Source organism: Mesorhizobium sp. MC2-1-1 (assembly GCF_057597255.1).
Genome location: NZ_CP195205.1, coordinates 2218622 through 2240371 on the forward strand (window position 1 = coordinate 2218622; position 21750 = coordinate 2240371).

General features: G+C 63.5%; 18 protein-coding genes. 3 read left to right on the top strand and 15 right to left on the bottom strand.

The genetic code is table 11. The features are described from left to right. Positions 1–31: 31 nt before the first annotated feature. Both secDF and yajC read right to left on the bottom strand, forming a co-directional pair. Positions 32–2581: a protein translocase subunit SecDF gene (secDF, locus tag ACR64R_RS11265; RefSeq protein WP_487361699.1), complete on the bottom strand. Its 2550-nt coding sequence runs from the start codon at positions 2579–2581 to the stop codon at positions 32–34. 54 nt (positions 2582–2635) lie between these two features. After that, positions 2636–2974 carry a preprotein translocase subunit YajC gene (yajC, locus tag ACR64R_RS11270; protein ID WP_487362415.1) on the bottom strand — a complete coding sequence of 113 codons (339 nt, stop codon included), beginning with the start codon at positions 2972–2974 and terminating at the stop codon, positions 2636–2638. Between the two features lie 267 nt (positions 2975–3241). On the opposite strand from yajC, the gene ACR64R_RS11275 reads away from it, so the two are divergent. After that, positions 3242–4114, top strand: coding sequence for an ATP-binding protein (locus ACR64R_RS11275; RefSeq protein ID WP_487361700.1), 873 nt, complete (start codon positions 3242–3244; stop codon positions 4112–4114). 101 nt (positions 4115–4215) lie between these two features. Here ACR64R_RS11275 and ACR64R_RS11280 read toward each other — a convergent pair whose 3' ends face one another. The 13 genes from ACR64R_RS11280 to ACR64R_RS11340 all read right to left on the bottom strand — a co-directional run bounded on the left by ACR64R_RS11280 (position 4216) and on the right by ACR64R_RS11340 (position 20121). Continuing rightward, entirely contained in the window at positions 4216–5742 is a 1527-nt protein-coding gene (locus ACR64R_RS11280) for a peptidoglycan DD-metalloendopeptidase family protein (protein WP_487361701.1), read from the bottom strand. 138 nt (positions 5743–5880) lie between these two features. Next, the gene (locus tag ACR64R_RS11285; RefSeq protein ID WP_487361702.1) at positions 5881–6534 is read right to left on the bottom strand and encodes a protein-L-isoaspartate(D-aspartate) O-methyltransferase; all 654 of its coding nucleotides are present in this window, start codon (positions 6532–6534) and stop codon (positions 5881–5883) included. A 43-nt stretch (positions 6535–6577) separates the two neighbouring features. Beyond that, positions 6578–7336, bottom strand: coding sequence for a 5'/3'-nucleotidase SurE (gene surE, locus ACR64R_RS11290; RefSeq protein WP_487361703.1), 759 nt, complete (start codon positions 7334–7336; stop codon positions 6578–6580). A gap of 4 nt (positions 7337–7340) precedes the next feature. Next, entirely contained in the window at positions 7341–8645 is a 1305-nt protein-coding gene (serS, locus tag ACR64R_RS11295; RefSeq protein ID WP_487361704.1) for a serine--tRNA ligase, read from the bottom strand. Positions 8646–8750: 105 nt separating this feature from the next. Beyond that, on the bottom strand, positions 8751–9614 hold the full coding sequence (gene tatC, locus ACR64R_RS11300; protein ID WP_487361705.1) for a twin-arginine translocase subunit TatC: 864 nt from the start codon (positions 9612–9614) through the stop codon (positions 8751–8753). Beyond that, positions 9611–10324 carry a Sec-independent protein translocase protein TatB gene (gene tatB, locus ACR64R_RS11305; protein ID WP_487361706.1) on the bottom strand — a complete coding sequence of 238 codons (714 nt, stop codon included), beginning with the start codon at positions 10322–10324 and terminating at the stop codon, positions 9611–9613. The genes tatC and tatB overlap by 4 nt, the downstream gene beginning before the upstream one ends. A gap of 82 nt (positions 10325–10406) precedes the next feature. Further along, complete coding sequence (locus ACR64R_RS11310) at positions 10407–10625, bottom strand: twin-arginine translocase TatA/TatE family subunit (RefSeq protein WP_487361707.1); 219 nt, start codon at positions 10623–10625, stop codon at positions 10407–10409. A gap of 179 nt (positions 10626–10804) precedes the next feature. Then, complete coding sequence (gene scpB, locus ACR64R_RS11315) at positions 10805–11560, bottom strand: SMC-Scp complex subunit ScpB (protein WP_487361708.1); 756 nt, start codon at positions 11558–11560, stop codon at positions 10805–10807. Further along, a complete protein-coding gene (locus tag ACR64R_RS11320) occupies positions 11557–12357 on the bottom strand; it encodes a segregation and condensation protein A (protein ID WP_487362416.1) in 801 nt (266 codons plus the stop codon). Before ACR64R_RS11320 ends, scpB begins: the two co-directional genes overlap by 4 nt. A 62-nt stretch (positions 12358–12419) precedes the next feature. Further along, complete coding sequence (nagZ, locus tag ACR64R_RS11325; protein ID WP_487361709.1) at positions 12420–13439, bottom strand: beta-N-acetylhexosaminidase; 1020 nt, start codon at positions 13437–13439, stop codon at positions 12420–12422. 134 nt (positions 13440–13573) lie between these two features. Then, positions 13574–16969, bottom strand: coding sequence for an SPOR domain-containing protein (locus ACR64R_RS11330; RefSeq protein ID WP_487361710.1), 3396 nt, complete (start codon positions 16967–16969; stop codon positions 13574–13576). A 103-nt stretch (positions 16970–17072) separates the two neighbouring features. Then, entirely contained in the window at positions 17073–18830 is a 1758-nt protein-coding gene (argS, locus tag ACR64R_RS11335) for an arginine--tRNA ligase (RefSeq protein WP_487361711.1), read from the bottom strand. Between the two features lie 61 nt (positions 18831–18891). After that, entirely contained in the window at positions 18892–20121 is a 1230-nt protein-coding gene (locus ACR64R_RS11340; protein WP_487361712.1) for a deoxyguanosinetriphosphate triphosphohydrolase, read from the bottom strand. Between the two features lie 70 nt (positions 20122–20191). Between ACR64R_RS11340 and erpA the strand changes: the two genes are divergently transcribed. Further along, the gene (erpA, locus tag ACR64R_RS11345; RefSeq protein WP_487361713.1) at positions 20192–20539 is read left to right on the top strand and encodes an iron-sulfur cluster insertion protein ErpA; all 348 of its coding nucleotides are present in this window, start codon (positions 20192–20194) and stop codon (positions 20537–20539) included. Positions 20540–20693: 154 nt separating this feature from the next. Continuing rightward, positions 20694–21488, top strand: a complete 795-nt coding sequence (gene xth, locus ACR64R_RS11350) for an exodeoxyribonuclease III (protein WP_487361714.1) — start codon at positions 20694–20696, stop codon at positions 21486–21488. Positions 21489–21750 lie beyond the last annotated feature (262 nt).

A 21750-nucleotide genomic window follows, 5' to 3' on the forward strand; every position in this document is an offset into this window, starting at 1 on the left:
TTTCGGACGACATCATCCGGCCCTGGCGACGTCAGGTCGCCACGGCCTTGCCGGTCACCGGCTTTTCCTCATCGCTGGTGGCGGCCTGCGGCCGGAGCTTGAAGAGGATCAGCAGCGGCGCGGCGATGAAGATCGACGAATAGGTGCCGAACACCACGCCGAACAGCATCGCCATCGTGAAGGAGCGGATCACCTCGCCGCCGAACAGCACCAGCGCCAGCAGCGCCAGGATGGTCGTCACCGAAGTCAGCGTGGTTCTCGACAGCGTCTCGTTGATGGCGTTGTTCAACAGCTGCGGCAGCGGCATCTTCTTGTATTTTCGAAGATCCTCGCGGACGCGGTCATAGACCACGATCGTGTCGTTCAGCGAATAACCGATAATGGTCAGGATCGCCGCCAGCGACGACTGGTTGAACTCAAGCCCTGTGAGGACGAAGAAGCCGATCGTCATCACCACGTCGTGCACCGTGGCCACGATGGCGCCCACCGCGAACTGCCATTCGAAACGGAACCAGACATAGAGCAGGATGCCGACCAGCGCGATCAGCATCGCTATCGTGCCCTGTTTGGCGAGTTCGCCGGAAACCGTTGGTCCTACCACTTCGACGCGGCGGAAGTCGTACTGGTCCTGCAGTTCGCCCCGCACCTTGTCGATCACGGTCTGCTCGGCATTCTCGCCCGCGTCCTGGGCGCCGACGCGGATAAGCACGTCGTTCGGCGTACCGAACTGCTGCACCTGGATTTCGCCGATGTTGAGTTCGGACAGGCGGTTGCGGATATCGCCGAGGTCGGCGTCGCCCTGCTTGGACTGGACCTCGATTATCGAGCCGCCCTTGAAGTCGATGCCGTAATTGATACCGATGGTCAGGAAGCCGACGACCGAGAGAACCGACAGCAGGCTGGACAAAGTGAACGTCCATCGGCGGATGCCCATGAACGGGATCTTGGTGCCCGGCGGTATGAAGGTGACAGGGGCACGCGGCAATTCCTTCGGCCGGGCGCGGCGGAGCCAGATCGACACCAGCATACGGGTGAAGGTGAAGGCGGTGAAGACCGTGGTCAAAATGCCGATAGCATAGGTGATGGCGAAGCCTTTGACCGGCCCTGTGCCGAGGAAGAACAGCACCACGGTAGCAATCAGCGATGTCACGTTGGAGTCGACAATAGTCGCCAGCGCTTTGGAGAAGCCTGTGTCGATCGCCTGGATCACCGAACGGCCGTTTCGTCGCTCCTCGCGAATACGTTCATAGATCAGGACGTTGGAGTCCACCGCCATGCCGATGGTGAGTACGATACCGGCGATACCAGGCAAGGTCAGCGTGGCGCCCAGCAGGGATAGCAACGCCACGATCATTGCCACATGGACGGCCAAAGCGATATTCGCAAGAAAGCCGAGGAAGCCATAAGCGACGAACATGAAGGCGACGACCAGGATCGAGCCGATCACGCCGGCCACCTTGCCGGCATGGATCGAGTCCTGGCCGAGGCCCGGGCCGACCGTGCGCTCTTCGATGATCGTCAATTTTGCCGGCAACGCGCCGGCGCGCAGCAGCACAGCCAGGTCGTTGGCGCTCTCGGCCGTGAAATTGCCCGATATCTGACCGCTGCCGCCTAGTATCGGCTCGCGGATAACTGGCGCCGATATGATCTGGTTGTCTAATACGATCGCAAATGGCTTGCCGACATTCTGCTGGGTTGCCTGACCGAACCGTGTCGCACCGCGAGAATTGAACGTAAACGAAACCACAGGCTCGTTGGTCTGGGAGTTATAGGTCGGCGTCGCATTGGAAAGATCTTCACCCGACACAATAACGCGATTTTCGACGAGGTAAGGAATCGGAGGATCGTCCTGCGAATAAAGGATGGAGTCGCCGGGCGGCGGACGATTCTTCATCGCGTCCTGGACCGGCACCGAGGTGTCGACCATTTGGAACGTCAGCTTGGCGGTCTGGCCGATAATGTCTTTCAGCCTCTGCGGATTCTGAAGCCCGGGCACCTGGACCAGGATCCGATCGTCGCCCTGCCGCTGCACGATCGGCTCGGTGGTGCCGAGCGCGTTGACGCGCCGTTCGACCACTTCGATCGCCTGCGACAACGCCGTCGACGTGCGATATTTGATGCCCGCATCCGTTACCGTGAACTTCAACAGCCCGGACTCGGAGTCGTCCAGTGTCATCGACTGGACGGAACCGCCGCTAAAGAGGCCGGCGGTGATCGGATTTGTAATCGGCTTCAGCGCCGTCTTGGCGGCTTCGACCTGGCTCGGATCGTTGATGCGCACCTGAACGGTCCGCCCCGTCCCCCCGAGGCCGGTATATTGGATCTTGGCGTCGCGCAGCAGCGTCCTGATCTCGTCCCGCGTCGTCTCCAGCTGATCCTTGATCAGGTCGTTCTGGTCCATCTGGAGCAGGATGTGCGACCCGCCCTGAAGGTCGAGGCCGAGCGTCATCTGCCGCTTCGGCACCCAGTTCGGCAGTTCCGCAAGGGTACTTGCCGGGAAGAGATTGGGCGCGGCGAGGATCACTGTGATGGCCACGGCGAGCCAGATCAGGATCATCTTCAGGCGCGAGAAATACAGCATTCGTTCTTATCCGTTCAGGCGTACAAGCGGCAGCGTTCCGCCATCGAGCTCAGCTTACTTCTTGGCGTTCTGGTTCGCCACCGGCTCGCCCTTGACGCGGACCTCGGAGATCGTCGAGCGCAGCGCCGTCACCTTGGTTCCGCCGCCAAGGTCGATCTCCAGCTCATTGTCGTCGATCACCTTGGTCACCTTGCCGATAAAACCGCCGCCAGTCACCACCGTATCGCCGCGGCGTACCGCCGATAGCATTTCCTGGCGCTTCTTCAGTTGCGCGCGCTGCGGCCGGATGATCAGAAAATACATGATCACGAAAATCAGGACAAACGGCAAAATGGAGATGAACATGTCTGGCGAAGCGCCGACGCCTTGGGCGTATGCCGGTGTAACGAACATCAAGAAAACTCCTGGATGGTGAAATACCGCCGGGGCGGCCCCGCGAAAATTTGGCCGGAATATAGTCGGTAAACTTGCCAATGCAACTGCGCTGCGCGCCCAATGCGTTGCTTTTCCAGCGGTTCGCGGCGTGCTAGAGCGTCGCAGCGGAAGCGGCTTCGATGCCACCGAAAAGATCATGCTCCAACAAAAGCTTGGGCCTGGTTCTTGCAGCGATGTCATGCAAGCTGCTCCCACATCCTGAATATCTCAGCGAAAAGACCCGACATGACCGACAGCCTGGAAGCCTTGAACAAGAAGCTCGACCGCCTGATCGAGGCAGTGTCCCGTTTGGCCCCGCCGCCGGTACCGCAGACCGATCTCGGCGTGGCCGACTGCTTCGTCTGGCAGGCCGATCCCGGCTTTCTGGAGCCGGTGCGCAAGGTCAATCGCGTCGACATCGGCCTGATCCGCGGCGTCGACCGCGTGCGCGACATCCTGCTCGACAACACCGAGCGCTTCGCCGCCGGCCATGCGGCCAACAACGTGCTGCTGTGGGGCGCGCGCGGCATGGGCAAATCGTCCCTGGTCAAGGCCGTGCATGCCGCCGTGAACGCCTCGGACAAGCTAGACAGGCCGCTGAAACTGATCGAGATCCACCGCGAGGACATCGACACGCTGCCCAAGCTGATGGGTCTGCTGAAGGCAGCTCCCTATCGCTTCATCCTGTTTTGCGACGATCTCTCCTTCGACCATGACGACACCTCCTACAAATCGCTCAAGGCGGCGCTCGAGGGCGGCGTCGAGGGCCGCCCAGGCAATGTCATCTTCTACGCCACGTCCAACCGCCGCCATCTCTTGCCGCGCGACATGATCGACAATGAGCGCTCGACCGCCATCAACCCCTCGGAAGCCGTGGAGGAGAAGGTCTCGCTTTCGGACCGCTTCGGCCTCTGGCTCGGCTTCCATAAATGCTCGCAGGACGAATATCTCGACATGATCGACGGTTATGTCCGCTATCACGGACTGATCATCGATCCCGAGACGCTGCGCGCCGAGGCGCTGGAATGGGCGACGACGCGCGGCAGCCGTTCCGGCCGCGTCGCCTGGCAGTTCACGCAGGACCTCGCCGGCCGGCTCGGCAAGCCGCTGAAGGACTAACCGGTCATCTTGGCTCACAACCGAAAAAGCCCGCGCCTTGCGGAGCGGGCTGAAGACGGCGGGCCGGACTGGAGGTCAGGCGGCCCGCAACTGTTCTTGTTCTATTCGAGATAGCCCGACGGATCGACCGGGGCCGAGTTCTTGCGCACCTCGAAGTGCAGCTTCGGCGAGTCGGTGGTGCCGGTCATGCCCGAGAGCGCGATCTCCTGGCCGCGCTTGACCTTCTGGCCGCGCTGCACCTCAATGGAGCTTGCGTGGCCGTAAACGGTGACCAGGCCGTTCTCGTGGCGCACCAGGACGGTGTTGCCGAATTCCTTGAGGCCGTCGCCGGCATAGATGACGACGCCATTCTCCGCCGCCTTGATCGGCGTTCCTTCCGGCACGGCAATGTCGACGCCGTCCTTGCCGGAACCGAAGCTGGAGATAACGCGGCCGCGCACGGGCCAGCGCATCTTGCCGATGCCGGTCGCGTCAGGCGCCACCGCCTCGTCATCCTCGGCCTGCTGGATGACCTTGGCGTCCTTCTTCGGCGGCGTGTAGGAGGCGAGCGTCTCGGTGGTCTTGGCCGGTGGCGGCGTGGTCGCCGTCGTCACCGGATCGACCGCCGGCTTGGCGGCAGTCGCGGCAGGCTTGGCGGCGGCGACGGCAACGGTGCCGCCCGCCGGAACCTTCAGCGTCTGGCCGATCTTGAGCAGGCCGTCCTTCATGCCGTTGGCCTGCTTCAGCGCCGTTGTGCCGACGCCGGTCTTCCTGGCGATCGACGACAGCGTGTCGCCCTGCTGGACAGTGTAGGTACCGCCGGCGCCGGCCGGCTTGGCCTCGGCCACCTGCGGCGCGGGCTTCGGGTTCTTGGAGCCCGCGGCCGCGGCCGATGTATCGACCTGGGCGGTCGCCTTGCCGTCCTTGACCTTGGGCTGCTGAGGCAGCACCGCGACCTTCTCAGGGGCCGGCTGCTTCGGGGTGTTCGTCGGCTTACCGTCAGCGACCTTCGGTTCTGCCTTGCTCGAATAGGCATAGGCGGGAATGACGATCTTCTGGCCGCTGCGGATACCCTTCTTGGGGTCGATCCCGTTGACCTTGGCGATCGCGTCTGCCGGTACATGGTAGTGGGCCGCCAGGCCGGAAAGCGTCTCGCCATCCCGGACGACGATTTCGGTCGCATGCGGGGTAGCGCTCGCATTGCGCACGGCATCGGGCTCGGCGGTCTTGAACGGCTTGGCCGGAGCGACCGTGCCGGTGGCCGTCCTGTCGAGATGCGGCGCTGGCGCAAGCGCCGGAGCCGGCGTGAGGGCCGGAGCAGAGGCGGTGCGCATCGGTTTGGCCGAAGCCGGCGCCGACGGAGGCGGCAATTGCTGGGCGGTTACCGGCTCGAGGCTCGAGCGGCTCACCGACTGGGTGTGGGCGCCGTCAACAGGCGCAGGCGCAACCGTGTCGCCCGGATAGGGCTGGTCGACATTCTGCTTGTTGATGATGGCGCGCTGATTGTTGGTGGATGACGTGAAGACGTCATCGACTCCATTGAAACGCATCGACTGGGAACTGCACCCGGCCGCCGCGCCGGCAACCATGAGGACCGCGCAACCGCGCGCCAGATTGCGTCTGTTTGCCTTCAAGTGATTGAATTGCATCGCACTAACCCGCACAGACCCGGTACAAACTGGCTGTGATTAAAGCGCGTTAATGTTACTGGCGGGTTAACCCGTTAGAATCCGACGAAAATTTTCTTAAAACATTGGTGGAAATTTTGGCGAAGGCCACAGGACCCGCTAAATCACCGCTGCAACGCTGCGCAGGATCGGCTGCAGCCTGACCATGCCGATGTCCTCGCGCTCGAAGCGGCTGCCCACCTTGGTGAGCTTGGCCAGCACCTGTTCGCCCTCGTCCGGTCCGATCGGCGCGATGACGACGCCGCCGCTCGACAACTGGTCGAGCAGGAAGCGCGGCAAGCTGTCGAAGGCCGCCCAGGCGACGATACGGTCGAACGGCCCCTCATTGGGCAGACCGTTGGAACCGTCGGCCTGGCGTGCGATGACATTGCTGATCGCGAGCGCCTCGAAGCGCTGCTTCGCCTGCTCGGTCAGGGTCTTGTAGCGGTCGATGGTGATGACGCGAGCCGCGAGCCGCGACATGACGGCGGCGGTATAGCCCGAGCCGGTGCCGATCTCGAGTACGCGGTTGCCCGGCTCGATGTGCAGCGCGGCGATCACGGCTGCCTGCAGATCGGCGCCCTCTATCGCTTCGCCGCATTCGATCGGCAGCATGCCGTCCGACCAGGCGATGGCATGAAACTGAGCCGACAGGAAGCCGCGCCGCGGCGTCGCCTCGAAGGCGGCAACCAGCGCCTTCGGCGCCGTGCCCCTGCCCCGCAGCCTGAGCAGGAAAGCGGCGAAACCCTCGCGGTCATCGATGCCCGTATTCATGCCGGAACCCTATTTATGAACCCTGTTCATGACCATGCGTTGCTCATGACAGCGCCTTGGTCAGCTGGTCTCGGAGTTCATGAGCGGTGAGGTCGAGCTGCAGCGGTGTCACCGACACCAGCCGGTTGCGCAGCGCAAACAGGTCCGTGCCCTTCTTGCCCTCCACCGGCTCGCGACCGAAGCGCAGCCAGTAATAAGGCAAGCCGCGCCCGTCGCGGCGCTCGTCCACCCACAGGCTGTGAACCAGCTTGCCCTGGGAGGTGACGACGGTGCCTTCGACCTCGTCGGGCGCGCAGTTGGGGAAATTGACGTTGAGCAGCACGCCCTCCGGCAGCGGCGTCTCCACGAGTCGCTTCAGCAGGGCGGGCGCCAGCGCTTCGGTCGTCTCGTAGGGAACGACGCGATCCTCCCCGACATAGGAATAAGCCTGGCTCACTGCGATCGAGCGCACGCCGAGCAGCGCGCCTTCCATGGCGCCGGCGACAGTACCGGAATAGGTCACGTCATCGGCGATGTTGGCGCCGGAATTGACGCCGGACAGGATGAGGTCCGGCGGTCCGGGCAGGATCTTCTTCGTGCCCATGATGACGCAATCTGTCGGCGTGCCGCGCACGGCATAATGCTTCTCGCCGATCTTGCGCAGCCTGAGCGGCTCCGAGATCGATAGCGAATGCGCGTAGCCGGACTGGTCCTGTTCCGGCGCCACCACCCAGACATCGTCCGACAGCGTTCGCGCGATGCGTTCGAGCGACGCCAGCCCTTCGGCGTGGATGCCATCGTCGTTGGTCAGGAGGATGCGCATGCAGTTACTTCGCTTCGATCTTGCTAAGCCCACCCATGTAAGGCCGCAGCACTTCAGGAATGGTTACGCTGCCATCCTCATTCTGGTAGTTTTCGACGACGGCTATGAGCGCGCGCCCGACCGCGGTGCCCGAACCGTTCAGCGTATGGACGAAGCGATTGCCCTTACCGTCCTTGTCCTTGTAGCGGGCGTCCATGCGCCTGGCCTGGAAATCGCCGCAGACCGAGCAGGACGAGATTTCGCGATAGGCGCTCTGCCCGGGCAGCCAGACCTCGATGTCGTATGTCTTGCGCGCGCCGAAGCCCATGTCACCGGTGCAAAGCGTCATCGTGCGGAACGGCAGGCCCAGCCGCTTCAGCACCTCCTCGGCGCATTGCGTCATGCGCTCGTGCTCGGCGATCGAGCTTTCCTGGTCGGTGATCGAGACAAGTTCGACCTTGTAGAACTGGTGCTGGCGCAGCATGCCGCGCGTGTCGCGGCCGGCCGAGCCCGCTTCCGAACGGAAGCACGGCGTCAGCGCCGTGTACCGCAGCGGCAGCTTCTCATGCGCTGTGATCTCCTCGCGTACGAGGTTGGTCAGCGGCACCTCGGCCGTGGGGATGAGGCCCAGCCGACCGTCGCCATGCGGCGTGAAGAACAGGTCTTCCTCGAATTTCGGCAGCTGGTTGGTTCCGAAAAGCACTTCGTCGCGCACCATCAGGGGCGGGATGATCTCTTCATAGCCGTGCTCGGTCGTGTGCAGGTCGAGCATGAACTGCCCAAGCGCGCGCTCCATGCGCGCCAGTTGGCTTTTCAGCACGGTGAAGCGCGAGCCGGACAGTTTCGCGGCGCGCTCGAAATCCATCATGCCGAGCGCCTCGCCGATCTCGAAATGCTCCTTCACCCAGTTCGGGCGGGTCGGCACCTCGCCGACGATGCGTTTAACGACATTGTCGTGCTCATCCTTGCCGACCGGCACGTCCTCCAGCGGCACGTTGGGCAATACCGCGAGCGCGTCGTTCAGCGCCTTGTCGAGTTCGCGCTCGCGCGCCTCGCCGTTCTGGATGAACGCCTTGATGTCGCTGACTTCGCCCTTGAGCTTCTCGGCGAGTGCGGAATCGCCCGAACGCATGGCGTTGCCGATCTCTTTCGAGGCGGCATTGCGGCGCTCCTGCTTGACCTGCAGTTCGCTCAGATGCGAACGCCGCGCTTCGTCCTTGGCGACCAGGTCGTCGACCGTGGATTGCGCCTCGCCCGCCGACCACGAGCGCTTCGCCAGCGCCTCGACAAGGGCCTTCGGGTTGTCGCGAATCCATTTGATGTCAAGCATGGTCGATCCTCAAAAGTAAGGATCGAGGGCGTAAACTGCATCCGCCATCGATGCAAGACGGCGACTATGCCGGGCGCCTCGATTTTCCGGCCTGAACTGCCTTGCCTACGTGGACGGAGCGTCCGGCGTTTTGCTCTCGGCCGGGCTGCCCGCCTCCGCCTGCTGGCGCGCCAGACGATCGCGCGCCTGGGCGCGCTCGATCATGCGCGAGGACCAGATCGCGACCTCGTAGAGGATGATGGTCGGGATGGCGAGGCCGCACTGGCTCATCGGATCGGGCGGAGTTAGCACCGCGGCGACCACGAAGGAAAGCACGATCGCCCATTTGCGCTTCTCGGCCAGCGCCTGCGACGACAATATGCCGACACGCGTCAAAAGGCTGGTGACGACCGGCAACTGGAATACCAGGCCGAAGGAGAAGATCAGCGTCATGATCAGGCTGAGATATTCCGACACCTTCGGCAGCAGCGAAATCTGGACCTGGTCGTTGGTGCCGACCTGCTGCATGGCCAGGAAGAACCACATGACCATCGGGGTGAAGAAGAAGTAGACCAGCGAGGCGCCCATCAGGAACAGGATGGGCGATGCGATCAGGAATGGCAGGAAGGCGCTGCGCTCGTTCTTGTAGAGGCCTGGCGCGATGAACTTGTAGATCTGCGTGGCGATCAGCGGGAAGGCGATGACCATGCCGCCGAACATGGCGAGCTTCACCTGGGTGAAGAAGAACTCCTGCGGCGCGGTATAGATCAGCTCGACCTTGTGCGGGTCGAGGCCTGCCCATTGCGTGGCCCATTTGAATGGGATGACAAGAAGGTTGAACAGGCGCTTGGCGAAGAAGAAGCAGACGAGAAAGGCGACGAAAAAGCCACCCAGCGACCAAATCAGGCGGCGGCGCAGCTCGATGAGGTGTTCGATCAGCGGCGCGGACGATTTCTCGATTTCTTCCTTTTCCTTGTCCGAAACGCTCACTTGGTGTCGCCCGCCATCTTCCTGGTGTCGGTTGCCTTCTTCTTCCCGGCCGGCTTCTTCGCAGCGGCGGGCTTTGCAGCGGCCTTGGGCGCAGCCGCTTTGGCCGGCGCCGGCGAGGATTTGGCCGGCGCTTTTGAGGCCGGTGCCTTTGATGCCACTGCCGGTTTCGCCTCGGCGCCGGTCGTCCTGGCCTTGGCGGTCGCAGCCTTTCTCGCCGGCTTAGCCGGCGCGGCGGGTTCCGAAACGGGTGCTGTGACGGACGCGTCGGTCATCGCCGGGAAGATTGGCGCCGCCGGGGCGGGCTCGATTGCGCTGATGCCGGGCATGTCGGTCGCACCGTTCTTGAGCGGCTCGGCGGCCTGTGGCGTCGATGCTGCCGGCGCGGCCGGATCGGCGGCCGGTTTCGGCTTCATCATCGTGTCGACGCCGGACCGCACATCGGCCGCGGCCTGCTCGAACGGATTGAGTTGCTTGCGCACCTCGTTCATAGGATTGAGGCCGCGGATGCTATCGATCGAACTCTTCACGTCGTCAAGTTCGGCTTCTTTCAGCGCTTCGTTGAACTGCTTCTGGAAGTCGCCGGCCATGGCGCGCAATTTCGCCGCGGTGCGGCCGAAGGTGCGCAGCATGTTGGGCAAATCCTTAGGCCCGACGACCACGATCATGACGACCGCGATCACCAGCAGTTCGCTCCACCCGACTTCGAACATGACAATCTATTCCGACGAGAGCATGCCGCCCAACCCTGCCAAGCGGTTTTGGGACAACGGCATGCTCAAAGCAACAACCAGGTCAGCTCTTGCTGGCCTTTTCCTTGACCGACGAAACGGTTTCGTCGGCACGGTGCTCGACGGTCCGCTTGTCGTCAACGTCGTCGTCAGCCATGCCCTTCTTGAAGCTCTTGATGCCCTTGGCCATGTCGCCCATCAGTTCCGGAATCTTGCCGCGACCGAACACCAGCAGCACGATGACCAGTACGATCATCCAGTGCCAAATCGAAAATGAACCCATTGCCAATCTCTCTCGAATGTTTTCCCTGGCGATGATCTATGCGTTTTCGCTCGGGGATTCAAACACAACCGCAATGAAGTTGATAAAATGGCTAGCGGATGTCACGCACTTTCCGCGTGACAGGCTTGCTACGAATCCGCGCAGGCCTTGCTAATAGAGCATTCGCGCCGGATGCGCAGTCAATCTTCCGTGACGCGCGGCGTCAACAGCCCGAGTTCCTCGAGGTCGATATCGGTCAGGGCGTCCTCGTCCTCGGTCAGCGCATCCGGGTCGGCCAGCGGCACCGGCATCGAGAAATTGGCCGGCATGCGCGTCGAGAGCAGGCCGGCGCCCTTGAGCTCTTCCATTCCGGGCAGGTCGCGTATCTCCTCCAGCGCGAAATGATCCAGGAAGGCATCGGTGGTGCCATAGGTCACCGGCCGGCCGGGCGTGCGGCGGCGGCCGCGCATCCTGACCCATTCTGTTTCGAGCAGCGTGTCGAGCGTACCCTTCGATGTTTCGACGCCTCTGATGTCCTCGATCTCGGCGCGCGTGACCGGCTGGTGATAGGCGATGATCGCCAGCACTTCGAGCGCGGCGCGCGAAAGCTTTCTCTGCTGGACCGAGTCCCGGCTCATCAGGAAAGCGAGATCGCCGGCGGTGCGAAAGGCCCAGGCATCGCCGACGCGCACGAGGTTGACGCCGCGCTTGGCATAAATTTCCTGCAGATCCGCCATCGCGGCGGCAATGTTGACGCCTTCTGGCAGGCGCGCGGCAAGCTGCTTTTCGCTGACCGGTTCGGCACTGGCGAAAATGATCGCCTCGGCCATGCGCACGGCTTCCGACAATTGCAGCCGCTCGGCGGGGTTTTCGATGGAATCCTGATCGGCCATCTCGTCTTCCGGTTCGTGTTCGACCTTGAACGGGATGACCGAAGCGTTGGCGCGTTCGCTCATGATACCACCTCGACTGCCCTCGCCCCTTGTGCCCGGCCGCGCAGGTAGATCGGCGCGAACACCTGATCCTGCCGCACTTCCAGTTTGCCCTCGCGCACCATTTCGAGCGTCGCCGCGAAGGAACTGGCCATCGCCGTGCGCCTCTCTTCCGGCGCGGCCAGATATTCGACCAGGAAGCTGTCGAGCGCCGTCCAGTCGCTGACCGAGCCTATTAGGCGCGCCAACACCTCGCGCGCATCCTTGAGCGACCACACCGCGCGCCGAGCGATCGTTACATTGTTGATGGCCTGCTTCTGGCGCTGTTGCGCATAGGCGGTGAGAAGATCATAGAGCGAAGCTGAAAAACTGTTGCGCTTCTCGATGATGACCATTTCCGGCATGCCGCGCGCGAAAACATCGCGGCCAAGGCGGTTGCGATTGACCAGCCGCGCGGCGGCGTCACGCATGGCTTCCAGCCGCTTCAGCCGGAATTGCAGCACCGCCGCCAGTTCCTCGCCGCTTTCGCCCTCTTCGCCCGGTTGCTTCGGTATCAAGAGCTTCGACTTCAGGAAGGCGAGCCAGGCCGCCATCACCAGATAATCGGCGGCAAGCTCAAGTCTCAGCGCCCGCACCTTCTCGATGAAGGCCAGATACTGCTCGGCTAAAGCCAGGATCGAAATGCGCGCCAGATCGACTTTCTGATTGCGGGCAAGGTGCAACAGAAGGTCGAGCGGGCCTTCGAATCCAGCCACGTCAACCACCAGTGAAGGATCCCCGGTCAGGCGTGAATCGTCATTCTCGGCCCACAGACGGTCCATCGGTGCGGCCTTCGCGGCCTTGCTGTCCAATGTTTCCGCCACTTGCCGTTCGTCCCTTCGGTTCAGGCCACCGCTTCGAAATAGGTGGCGAATTCTGCGCGTATCGCGGCTTCGTCGGCGACGTCACGGTCCTTTATATAGCTCAGCGCCCGCTCAGCGCGCTGCAAGGACTTGCCTGACAACGCCGTCGTGCGTGACGCGATCCCCGACATCTCCTCGAAAACGCCGTTGCAGTGAAGGACGAGATCGCAGCCGGCCGCAAGGATCGCGGCCGCCTTTGTCGGGAAATCCCCAGAAAGTGCCTTCATCGAGGTGTCGTCGCTCATCAGCAGTCCGTCGAAGCCGATCTCGCCGCGGATCACCTGATTGACGACCTTTGCGGACGTCGTCGCCGGATTGTCTGGGTCGACGGCGCTGTATACGACATGGGCCGTCATCGCCATCGGTAATTCTCGGAGCGCCTTGAACGGGGCGAAATCATGCCGGCGCAAGTCGTCGAGCGGCGTATCGACGGTCGGCAGCGCGAAATGCGTGTCGGCGAAGGCACGGCCGTGGCCGGGAATATGCTTCATCACCGGCAGCACGCCGCCGGACATCAATCCCTCGGCCGAGGCCCGGCCAAGCTCGATCACGGCATTGGGCTCCTTGCCATAGGCGCGCGCGCCGATAACATCGCTTGCGCCTTCGACCGGTACGTCTAGCACCGGCAGGCAGTCGGCGGTGATGGCGAGGCGGGAAAGGTCGAAGGCATGCAGCCGCGCCAGCAGCCAGGCGGCGCGGCGGCCGGCCTCGCGATCATCGCGCCACAATGCGCCAAGCGCGCCGCCGGCTGGATAGTTCGGAGCCAGCGGCGGACGCAGGCGCTGCACCCTGCCGCCTTCCTGATCGATGAACACCGGAGCGTCCGGGCGACCGACGCTGTCGCGCATCGCCGCGACAAGGTCGCGGATCTGCCCTGCTTCGCCGATGTTGCGCGCGAACAGGATGAATCCCCAGGGACGTTCATCGCGATAGAAGCGGATTTCGTCGGAGGTTAGGGATTTCCCGGCGCAGCCGAGGATCATGGATTTTGATTCGCTCATGCACGGAAGCTTAAGGCTTTGGGCGGGCAAAGGGAATCACCCCTGCCCTCCGAGCCGGCAAAGCCTGCAACCGTCCACAACGAAAAGCCGGCGCGACCTTGCGGCGGCGCCGGCTTTTCGAATCTCAGATCAGGTCAGCGCGATACGAAGCAGTTGCCGCCGGCCGCCTTGTAGCTGGTGCAAAGCGCGATCGCATCATTGCGCGACTGGGCCGGAACGCGGACGCGGTAGAAGGTGCCCTTGCCTGCGACCTCGGCCTTGACGATGTTGGCGGTGCGTCCGGATAGCACGCTGCCATAGCGGCGCTGCAGATCCTGATAGGTGGACTGCGCGCTTTCGACCGTCGGCTGCGAGGCGATCTGCATCGACCAGGAGCCGCCGCTGGCAGCCGCCGCCGAATCGATCGACGCGACCTGATCCGGCTTGACCTCGCCGACGATATCGACCGGCTGGTCGGACGGACGCGCCGGCGCCACCGGCACCTTTGCCGGCGTATCGGCCGACTGCGCCTTGGCTTCAGTCTTCTTGGCAACCTTGGCCGGTTTGAGCGCCGCCGCATCGGTTGGGTCGGTGTCGGAGGCCACCGTTCCCGTCTGCTGGCCATCTGAAGCAGGCGCGACATGCTGCGGCGCCGGATCGCTCGGCTCTGTTGCCGCGACCTTCGGCGCGGCTGGGGCCGGATCCTCGCGCGGCACCAGCGAACCGTCGGGCTTTACCATCATGGTCTTCACTTTGCGCGGCGCCACGGCGACGACGTCGTTGCTGGCGCCATTGTCGGCATCCTGCTGCAGCACCTGGGCGATGCGGTCTTCCGACTTCGGCGCCGGTGCTGCCGGCTGCGCGCTTTCGGGAGCGGCCGCTTGCGCGACGCCGGGCAATGCTGCGTTTGGAGTGTCGGCTTTGTCGGCGCTGGCCGCGGCGTCGTTATCGTTGGGCGAAAGATCGACCACGCGACTTTGTGGTGGTTCCTTCGATGCCAGGTCGACGGGTTGCTCCGCGGTGTTCACCAGCTTCTGCTGCACCGGCTCGGCGGGCTTTGCCGTACCGACGCCCTTGGCCACCGCGTCATAAACCTTGTTGTCCTGGTTCGGCACCACCGTGCCGCCCGGATTTTCAGGCTTGACCTTGATCGGCGAGTTGTCGGCCTTGACGATCACCGGTGCCTCGCTGCCGCCTTTGCCGCCGAAGGAGAAGGCCAGCGCGCCGAGACCGCCGAGAACCACCACGGCGCCGACCAGCCCCGCGATCATCATGCCGCGCCGGCGCGGCTGCGCCGCCTCGCGCTCGGCAAGCCCAGGGATCGCCATCGCTTCCTCGAGCTCGGGATCATAGTTGAGCTCGTCGGGGAATTCTTCCGCTTGCGAAACCGGCCGGCTGCCGGGCAGATCATCGGCGTCATAATCGTTTGCGACGGCAAACGCAGCCGGGGCGGCCGGAGTCGCCGGAGCCTCGGCGCGCAAGTCGCGGCGATCGTAACCGCTGAAGCCGGCGCTGTAGGCTTCATCCTCATAGCCGCGGCCCTGCACGGGAGACGAAGCGATTTCGGTCGCGTTCATGTCGGTGAGCAGGCTGGCGAATTCCGCATCGAGATCGTCGTAAGCGGTCGCCGCCGGCTGGTCTTCCTCGAAGCTGAGCTCTGGAATGTCCAGGTCGTCGGCGAGCGCGACCACGCGCTCCGGCACATCGATCGTCTCGACGTCCGGCACGTCGTCATGCTGGCGGGCCTGCTGTGGTGGAAGCGTCTGCGCCGGCTTGGCATAGGCGGAATAATCCATTGCCGGTTCGTCACGATAGGCTGGCGCAGCCATCTGTGCCTGCGCTGAAGGCGTCGGCGTATGGGCCGGTGCCGACGGCTGAGCGGTGAACGAAGGTTGCGCGGTCGGGGCGGCAACAGTCGGGGTTGAACGGCTCCACGACCTCGTCTGCTCGACGGACGCCGAACGCGGCCAATCGGACGAGGTCGCCGGTGACTTTGCCCTGGCGGCGGCCTGCTCTGCCTCGATACTCCGGGCGAAAGCGGCATCGAAAGCGTCGTCGTCGAAATCAACGCCGGGGTCGGTACTGGAAGGCCCGCTTTTGGCCGAGGTGGCAAAATCCTGGTGGTCGAGCTCGCTGGCAAGCAGGTCGTCCAGATCGCTCTCGTCCGACTGAACGCCCTGTCGGCTATGCGCCGACTTGTTCTCGTCAAGATCCCAGTCGAGGTCGTTGGCCTCTGCTGTCCCGCTGGCGCGGCTCGCGGGTTGCTCAACCAGCCGTGGCGCGGAAGCAGGCTCCTTGACCACCGGCATCGGCCGCGCCGTCATCGAGCCAAGCAGCGCATTGAGCTCGTCTTCCAGGCTGCGCTCGCTCGTTGCCGGCTTGGCCGGCTCGACGGCGGCGACCGGCGGAACCGGAACAGCGACGGTGGGAGCAGGCCCGACCGCGGCCGGCTGCAACCGCACAGCGGGCGCGGCGGCCGGAGCTTGCGGCTCCTCATTCAGCGCATCGCGGAAACTCAGTTCGAAATCGTCATCGAGCGGCAGCGCAGCGGCAGGTTCAGGCGTCGGCACCTCGGGCTCGGCTGCGAAATGAGCCGTCTCGGTCGTCATCTCGACCATAGGCGCTGGCTCGTCGTCAAGCGACAGCTCCGGCTCATGAAAATCCTGAGCCTGGCCGAAATCGACATCGGCATCGTTCATCGCATGGTCGAAATGACCGGCAAGATCATCCTCGGAAATCAGCGGAGCGGCATCATAAGCTCCGGCCGGCTCGACGGCCTGGGCGTGCGGCTCCGGCTCGTGGCCTTCGAACGACAGCTCGTCTTCGAGCGACATCTGGACCGCATTGTCGAAATCGGCGTCGAACGCCCCTTCGCTGACGGCCTGCACGGCTTCGACGGCGCCTTGACGGGCGTCGGCGGCCTCCTGATGGTGGTCGAGATTGGCCGGCTCATGATGGTCGAGCCGGAAATCCTGGTCCAGCGAAGCTGCCATCTCCTGATCGATCGGAAGATCATCTTCGAACGGAGAAACATCGAGTGAACCGGAGAACGCCTTGTCGAAATCGTCGTCAAAAGCGACTTCCGGCTCAGGGGCGACTTCCTGCACCGGGGCGGCTTTCGGCGCCGGCGCGACGTGCGCCGCCGGAGCGAAATCCGGCTCCGGCGCACGAGCCACGGCGAAGTCGGCGTGATCCGCCGCGTCGTCGAACACGAAATCCTGCTCGAATGAAGCAGTAAGCTCGTCGTCATTCGCAGCGCTCGCAGCCTCGAAAGTCGGCTCATTGCCGCGCTGATGTACGGCTGTCTGCTGAGCGACCGGCGCGCTTTCCTCGACGGAATTGAACTCGCCCATCAACTCCTTTTCGAGGTCGATGTCGAAATCGCCCTCTTCCACCGCCTGATAGGCCGGCATGACCTTTTCGGCCGCGGGGGCCGGCTGCTTAACCGGCTGTCGCGGATCGAAACCCATGATCCGGGTCAGTTCCGCGAACGGATCATCGTCGGCGATATCGTTGTGGTCGGCTACTTTCAGCGGGGTTCTGTCTGCCATTATTGTTCCCGAACTCGCACAAAGTCGGACGCCATGGACGTCGCGCAGGGTTGGCCCTTACCAGCGCAATGTGGGCAAAAGGTGACAGGTTTTTTAGTTAAACCTAACGCATTTCGGTGGGCGCGTCTGCCCCGATGAGCGTCAGGCCGGAGGTCAAGACATCCGAAACAGCCTGCACCAGCCCTAGTCTGGCATAAGTTGATTCTCGGTCGTTAACCTTAACAAAACGTAAGTCCTGGTTGTCGTGGCCGCGATTCCATTGTGCATGGAAGCCGGAAGCCAGATCATAGAGGTAGAAAGCGAGCCGGTGCGGCTCCAGCGAAAGCGCGGCGGATTCGATCAGCCGCGGGTATTCGGCCAGCTTGCGGATCAGCGCGATTTCGCCCTCGTCGGTCAGCGCCGCCACCGAGGCCGCGAGCCGATTGCGATCGAAATTCGCCTCGCCGAGTTGCTCGCTCGCCTGGCGGAAAACCGAATGGCAGCGCGCCGAGGCATACTGCACGTAGAACACCGGATTGTCCTTCGACTGCTCCGTGACCTTGGCGAAATCGAAATCGAGCGGCGCGTCGTTCTTGCGGTAAAGCATCATGAAGCGGATCGGGTCGCGGCCGACCTCCTCCACGACCTCCCGCAACGTGACGAAATCGCCGGACCGCTTGGACATCCGGACAGGCTCGCCTTCACGGAACAGTTTTACGAGCTGGCAAAGCAGAACGGTAAGCTTGACCTTGTCGCCGGCCACCGCCCGGGCCAGCGCCTCGAGCCGCTTCACGTAGCCGCCATGGTCGGCGCCCAGCACATAGATCAGGTCGACGAAGCCGCGCTCGACCTTGTCCTTGAGATAGGCGACGTCGGCGGCGAAATAAGTGAACGAGCCGTCCGATTTGACCAGCGCCCGGTCCATGTCGTCGCCGACAGCGGTCGAACGGAACAGCGTCTGCTCACGGTCTTCCCAGTCGTCCGGCTTCTCGCCCTTGGGCGGCGGCAGCTGGCCTTTGTAGATGTGTCCCTTGAGCGTCAGGTCAGCGATTGCCGCCCGGATCTTCTTGGCGTTGTCGGCATGCAGCGTGCGTTCGGAGAAGAACACGTCGTGGTGCACGTTGAGCAACGCGAGATCCTCGCGGATCATCCCCATCATCGCATCGACGGTGCGGTCCTTGACGATCGCCAGTGCTTCTTCTTCCGGCATCTCCAGCAGGCCGAGGCCGAATTCCTCGGCCAGCGCCTGGCCCACCGGGACCAGATAGTCACCCGGATAGAGACCGGACGGAATCTCACCGATGTTCTCGCCAAGCGCCTGGCGATAGCGCAACAGCGCGGAACGGCCGAGCACGTCGATCTGCGAGCCGGCGTCGTTGATCACATACTCCTTGGTCACGTCGTAGCCGGCGAAGGCCATCAGGTTGGCGAGCGTGTCGCCGACCACGGCGCCGCGACAATGGCCGACATGCATGGGGCCGGTCGGGTTGGCCGAGACGTATTCGACATTGGCCTTGCGCCCGCCGCCGATGGTCGAGCGGCCATAGTTGCGCCCCTCGCCGAGAAGCGCCGCCAGATGCTTGTGCCAGAACGCGTCCTTGAGCCTGAGATTGACGAAGCCCGGCCCCGCCACATCGGCCGAGGCGATGTCGGCATCGGCGCGAAGCGTTTCGGCCAGCTTTTCGGCAAGCGCGCGCGGGTTCTGCCCTGTGGGCTTGGCCAGCACCATCGCCGCGTTGGTGGCGAGATCGCCATGGCTTGCATCGCGCGGCGGCTCGACCGCGATACGCGACAGATCAAGCGCTGCCCCCTCCTTGTCTTTCAGGTCGAGGGCTTCGACGGCCTTTACGATCCGCGCGTTGAAATCGGCGAAGATATTCATTGGATATGCTCTGGACTTTAAGAGGCGACCGGCTCGATGGCCGGCAAAATCGAGGCTCGCCCTAGCTCAAATCGGGCGTATGGTCAAACAGACGCCGATGTTCCTTGAGCGCATAGGTGTCGGTCATGCCGGCCAGGAAGTCGGCGACGCTGCGAGCCTTGATGCGATCCTCGGCCCGGTCGAGCCCCTCGCGCCAGCCGTCGGGCATGGCGCGCGGATCGGCGAAATAGACGTCGAACAGCTCGCGCACGATGCGCTCGGCGTCTGCCCTCACCCGCATCACCTCCGGGTGCCGGTAGAGATGCCTGTAGAGGAATGCCTTCAATTCCTTTTCGGCCGCCGCCATGCCTGTCGAAAAGGTCACCAGTGTTTCGCCCGCCGCGCGTACCGCATCGGCGCTCTCCGGCTTCAGGCGCTCGATATTGGCGGTGGTCGACGCGATGACATCCTCGACCATGAGAGTGATCTGACGGCGCATCAGTTCGTGGCCGGTCCGGACATCGTCGAGGTGAGGATATTTCGCGCGCACACCGCGCAGGATCGAGCCCGGCAAGCCGACGCCTTGCAGCATGTCCAGCGTCAGCAGGCCGGCGCGCAGGCCGTCGTCGATGTCATGGGTATTGTAGGCGATGTCGTCGGCGATCGCGGCGCACTGCGCCTCGATGCCGGCGAAGCGGTCGAGTTCGAGGTCGTGCAGCTCTGAATAGTCGCGGATCGCCTGCGGCACCGGCCCCTTGATCCCCTTCCCGCTCGCGTCGGTCAGTGGGCCGTTGTGCTTGACCAGCCCCTCCAGCGTTTCCCAGGTGAGGTTCAGCCCGTCGAATTCGGCATAGCGCCTCTCGAGCCTTGTGACCACCCGCAGCGACTGGGCATTGTGATCGAAGCCGCCCCAGGCTGCCATCTTGTCGTTGAGCGCGTCCTCGCCGGTATGACCGAAGGGCGTATGCCCGAAATCATGAACCAGGGCCACGGCCTCGGCGAGATCCTCGTCGCCGCGCAGCGCCCGCGCCAGGGCGCGGGCGATCTGCGCTACTTCGATCGAATGCGTAAGCCGCGTGCGATAGTGGTCGCCCTCATGCGCGACGAAGACCTGGGTCTTGTGCTTCAGCCGGCGGAAGGCGGTGGAATGGATGATGCGGTCGCGGTCACGCTGAAACGGCGTTCGGGTCGGACTTTCGGCCTCCGGGAACAGGCGCCCGCGCGAGCGCGCCGGGTCGCTCGCATAGACCGCGCGCGGCCGATAGCCGAACCCGATCTCGCCGAGAGCATCCTTGCCCCGCTGCTCGTCCATTGACCCACCAGTTGACTTGGCCCCGCCCGCTTCATACCTATCATGTTAAACCGAAAGCAAGGTGACGCCGATGGGCGCGGATGCCAAGACTGCCATGAAGGTCGAAATGACCGATGCCGCGGCCAAGCGGATCGCCAGGATCGTCGCCGCCGAACCGGGCAAGACTGCTTTGCGCGTATCCGTCGAAGGCGGCGGTTGCTCCGGCTTTTCCTACAAATTCGATCTCGTCGGCGGGCGCAACGATGACGACGTCGCCATCGAGAAGGACGGCGCGACCATCCTGATCGACGACCTGTCTCTGGTCTATATGGGCGGCTCGGTGATAGACTTCGTCGACGATTTGATGGGCCAGTCCTTCCAGATCAGGAATCCGAACGCGGTCGCCTCCTGCGGCTGCGGCACCAGCTTTTCCGTCTGATCGGCTATCCCAAGCTTGCAGCGGCGCGCCGCAGGCCCGCGCAGGCCATCGCTTGCGATGGCAGGAATGCGATTGGATGGCCTTTCTAAAGGCCCGCACAGGCAATACGATCCGCTTCGTCGAACATCTTCCGCCCGAACAGCATTGAGGCCTCATGAAGATCGTCACCTGGAACATCAACGGCGTTCGCGCCCGCATCGGCAACCTCACTCACTGGCTGACCGAAAGCGCGCCGGACATCGTGTGCCTGCAGGAGATCAAGACGGTCGACGAGCAGTTCCCGCGCGCCGAGATCGAGGCGCTGGGCTACAATGTCGAGACCCACGGCCAGAAGAGCTTCAACGGCGTCGCCATCCTCTCGAAGCTTCCCTTCGACGAGGTCAATCGCGGCCTGCCGGGCGATGACGCGGATGACCATGCCCGCTTCATCGAAGGCGTTTTTTCGACCGACCAGGGTGCCCTGCGCGTCGTCTCGCTCTATCTGCCCAACGGTAATCCGATCGACGATGAGCGGAAATTTCCTTACAAGCTTGCCTGGATGGCGCGGTTGGAACGCTGGGCGCAGGAGCGCCTGCGGCTCGAGGAAGCGCTGGTGCTGGCCGGCGACTACAACGTCATCCCGGAGCCCGCCGATGCCCGGTTTCCCGAAAACTGGCTGGGCGACGCGCTGTTCCAGCCGCAGACGAGGCAGGCCTTCCGCCGGCTGAAGAATCTTGGTTTTACAGAAGCGGTGCGCTCGGTGACCGACTCGGCCGGCGTCTACACCTTCTGGGATTATCAGGCCGGTGCCTGGCAGAAGAACAACGGCATCCGTATCGACCACCTGCTGCTCTCGCCGGAAGCCGCCAACCGTTTTGCGTCGGCCTCGGTGGAAAAGCATGTTCGGGCTTGGGAAAAGCCCTCGGACCACGTGCCGGTCGCGATCGAACTCAGCCTGCGGCCCGCCTGAAAGGTCCAGGCTTTCCCGGACCCACATATCGCCACAAATTCCGTCTTTTATGCCGGCTGCTGTGGGGGTTGAATGGCAATCCGTTTTCTTTTCCGACCGGTCGGCATTGCTTTGGCGCTTGCGGCGCCGGCGCCATCGATGGCAGCGCCCGCCTGTCTGGCCAACGGCAAGTCCTTCGCTATCGGCCAGACGGCGTGCCTGACGCTGGCCGGCGAGAGCCACCTCGCCCGTTGCGATATGGTACTCAACAACACGTCCTGGA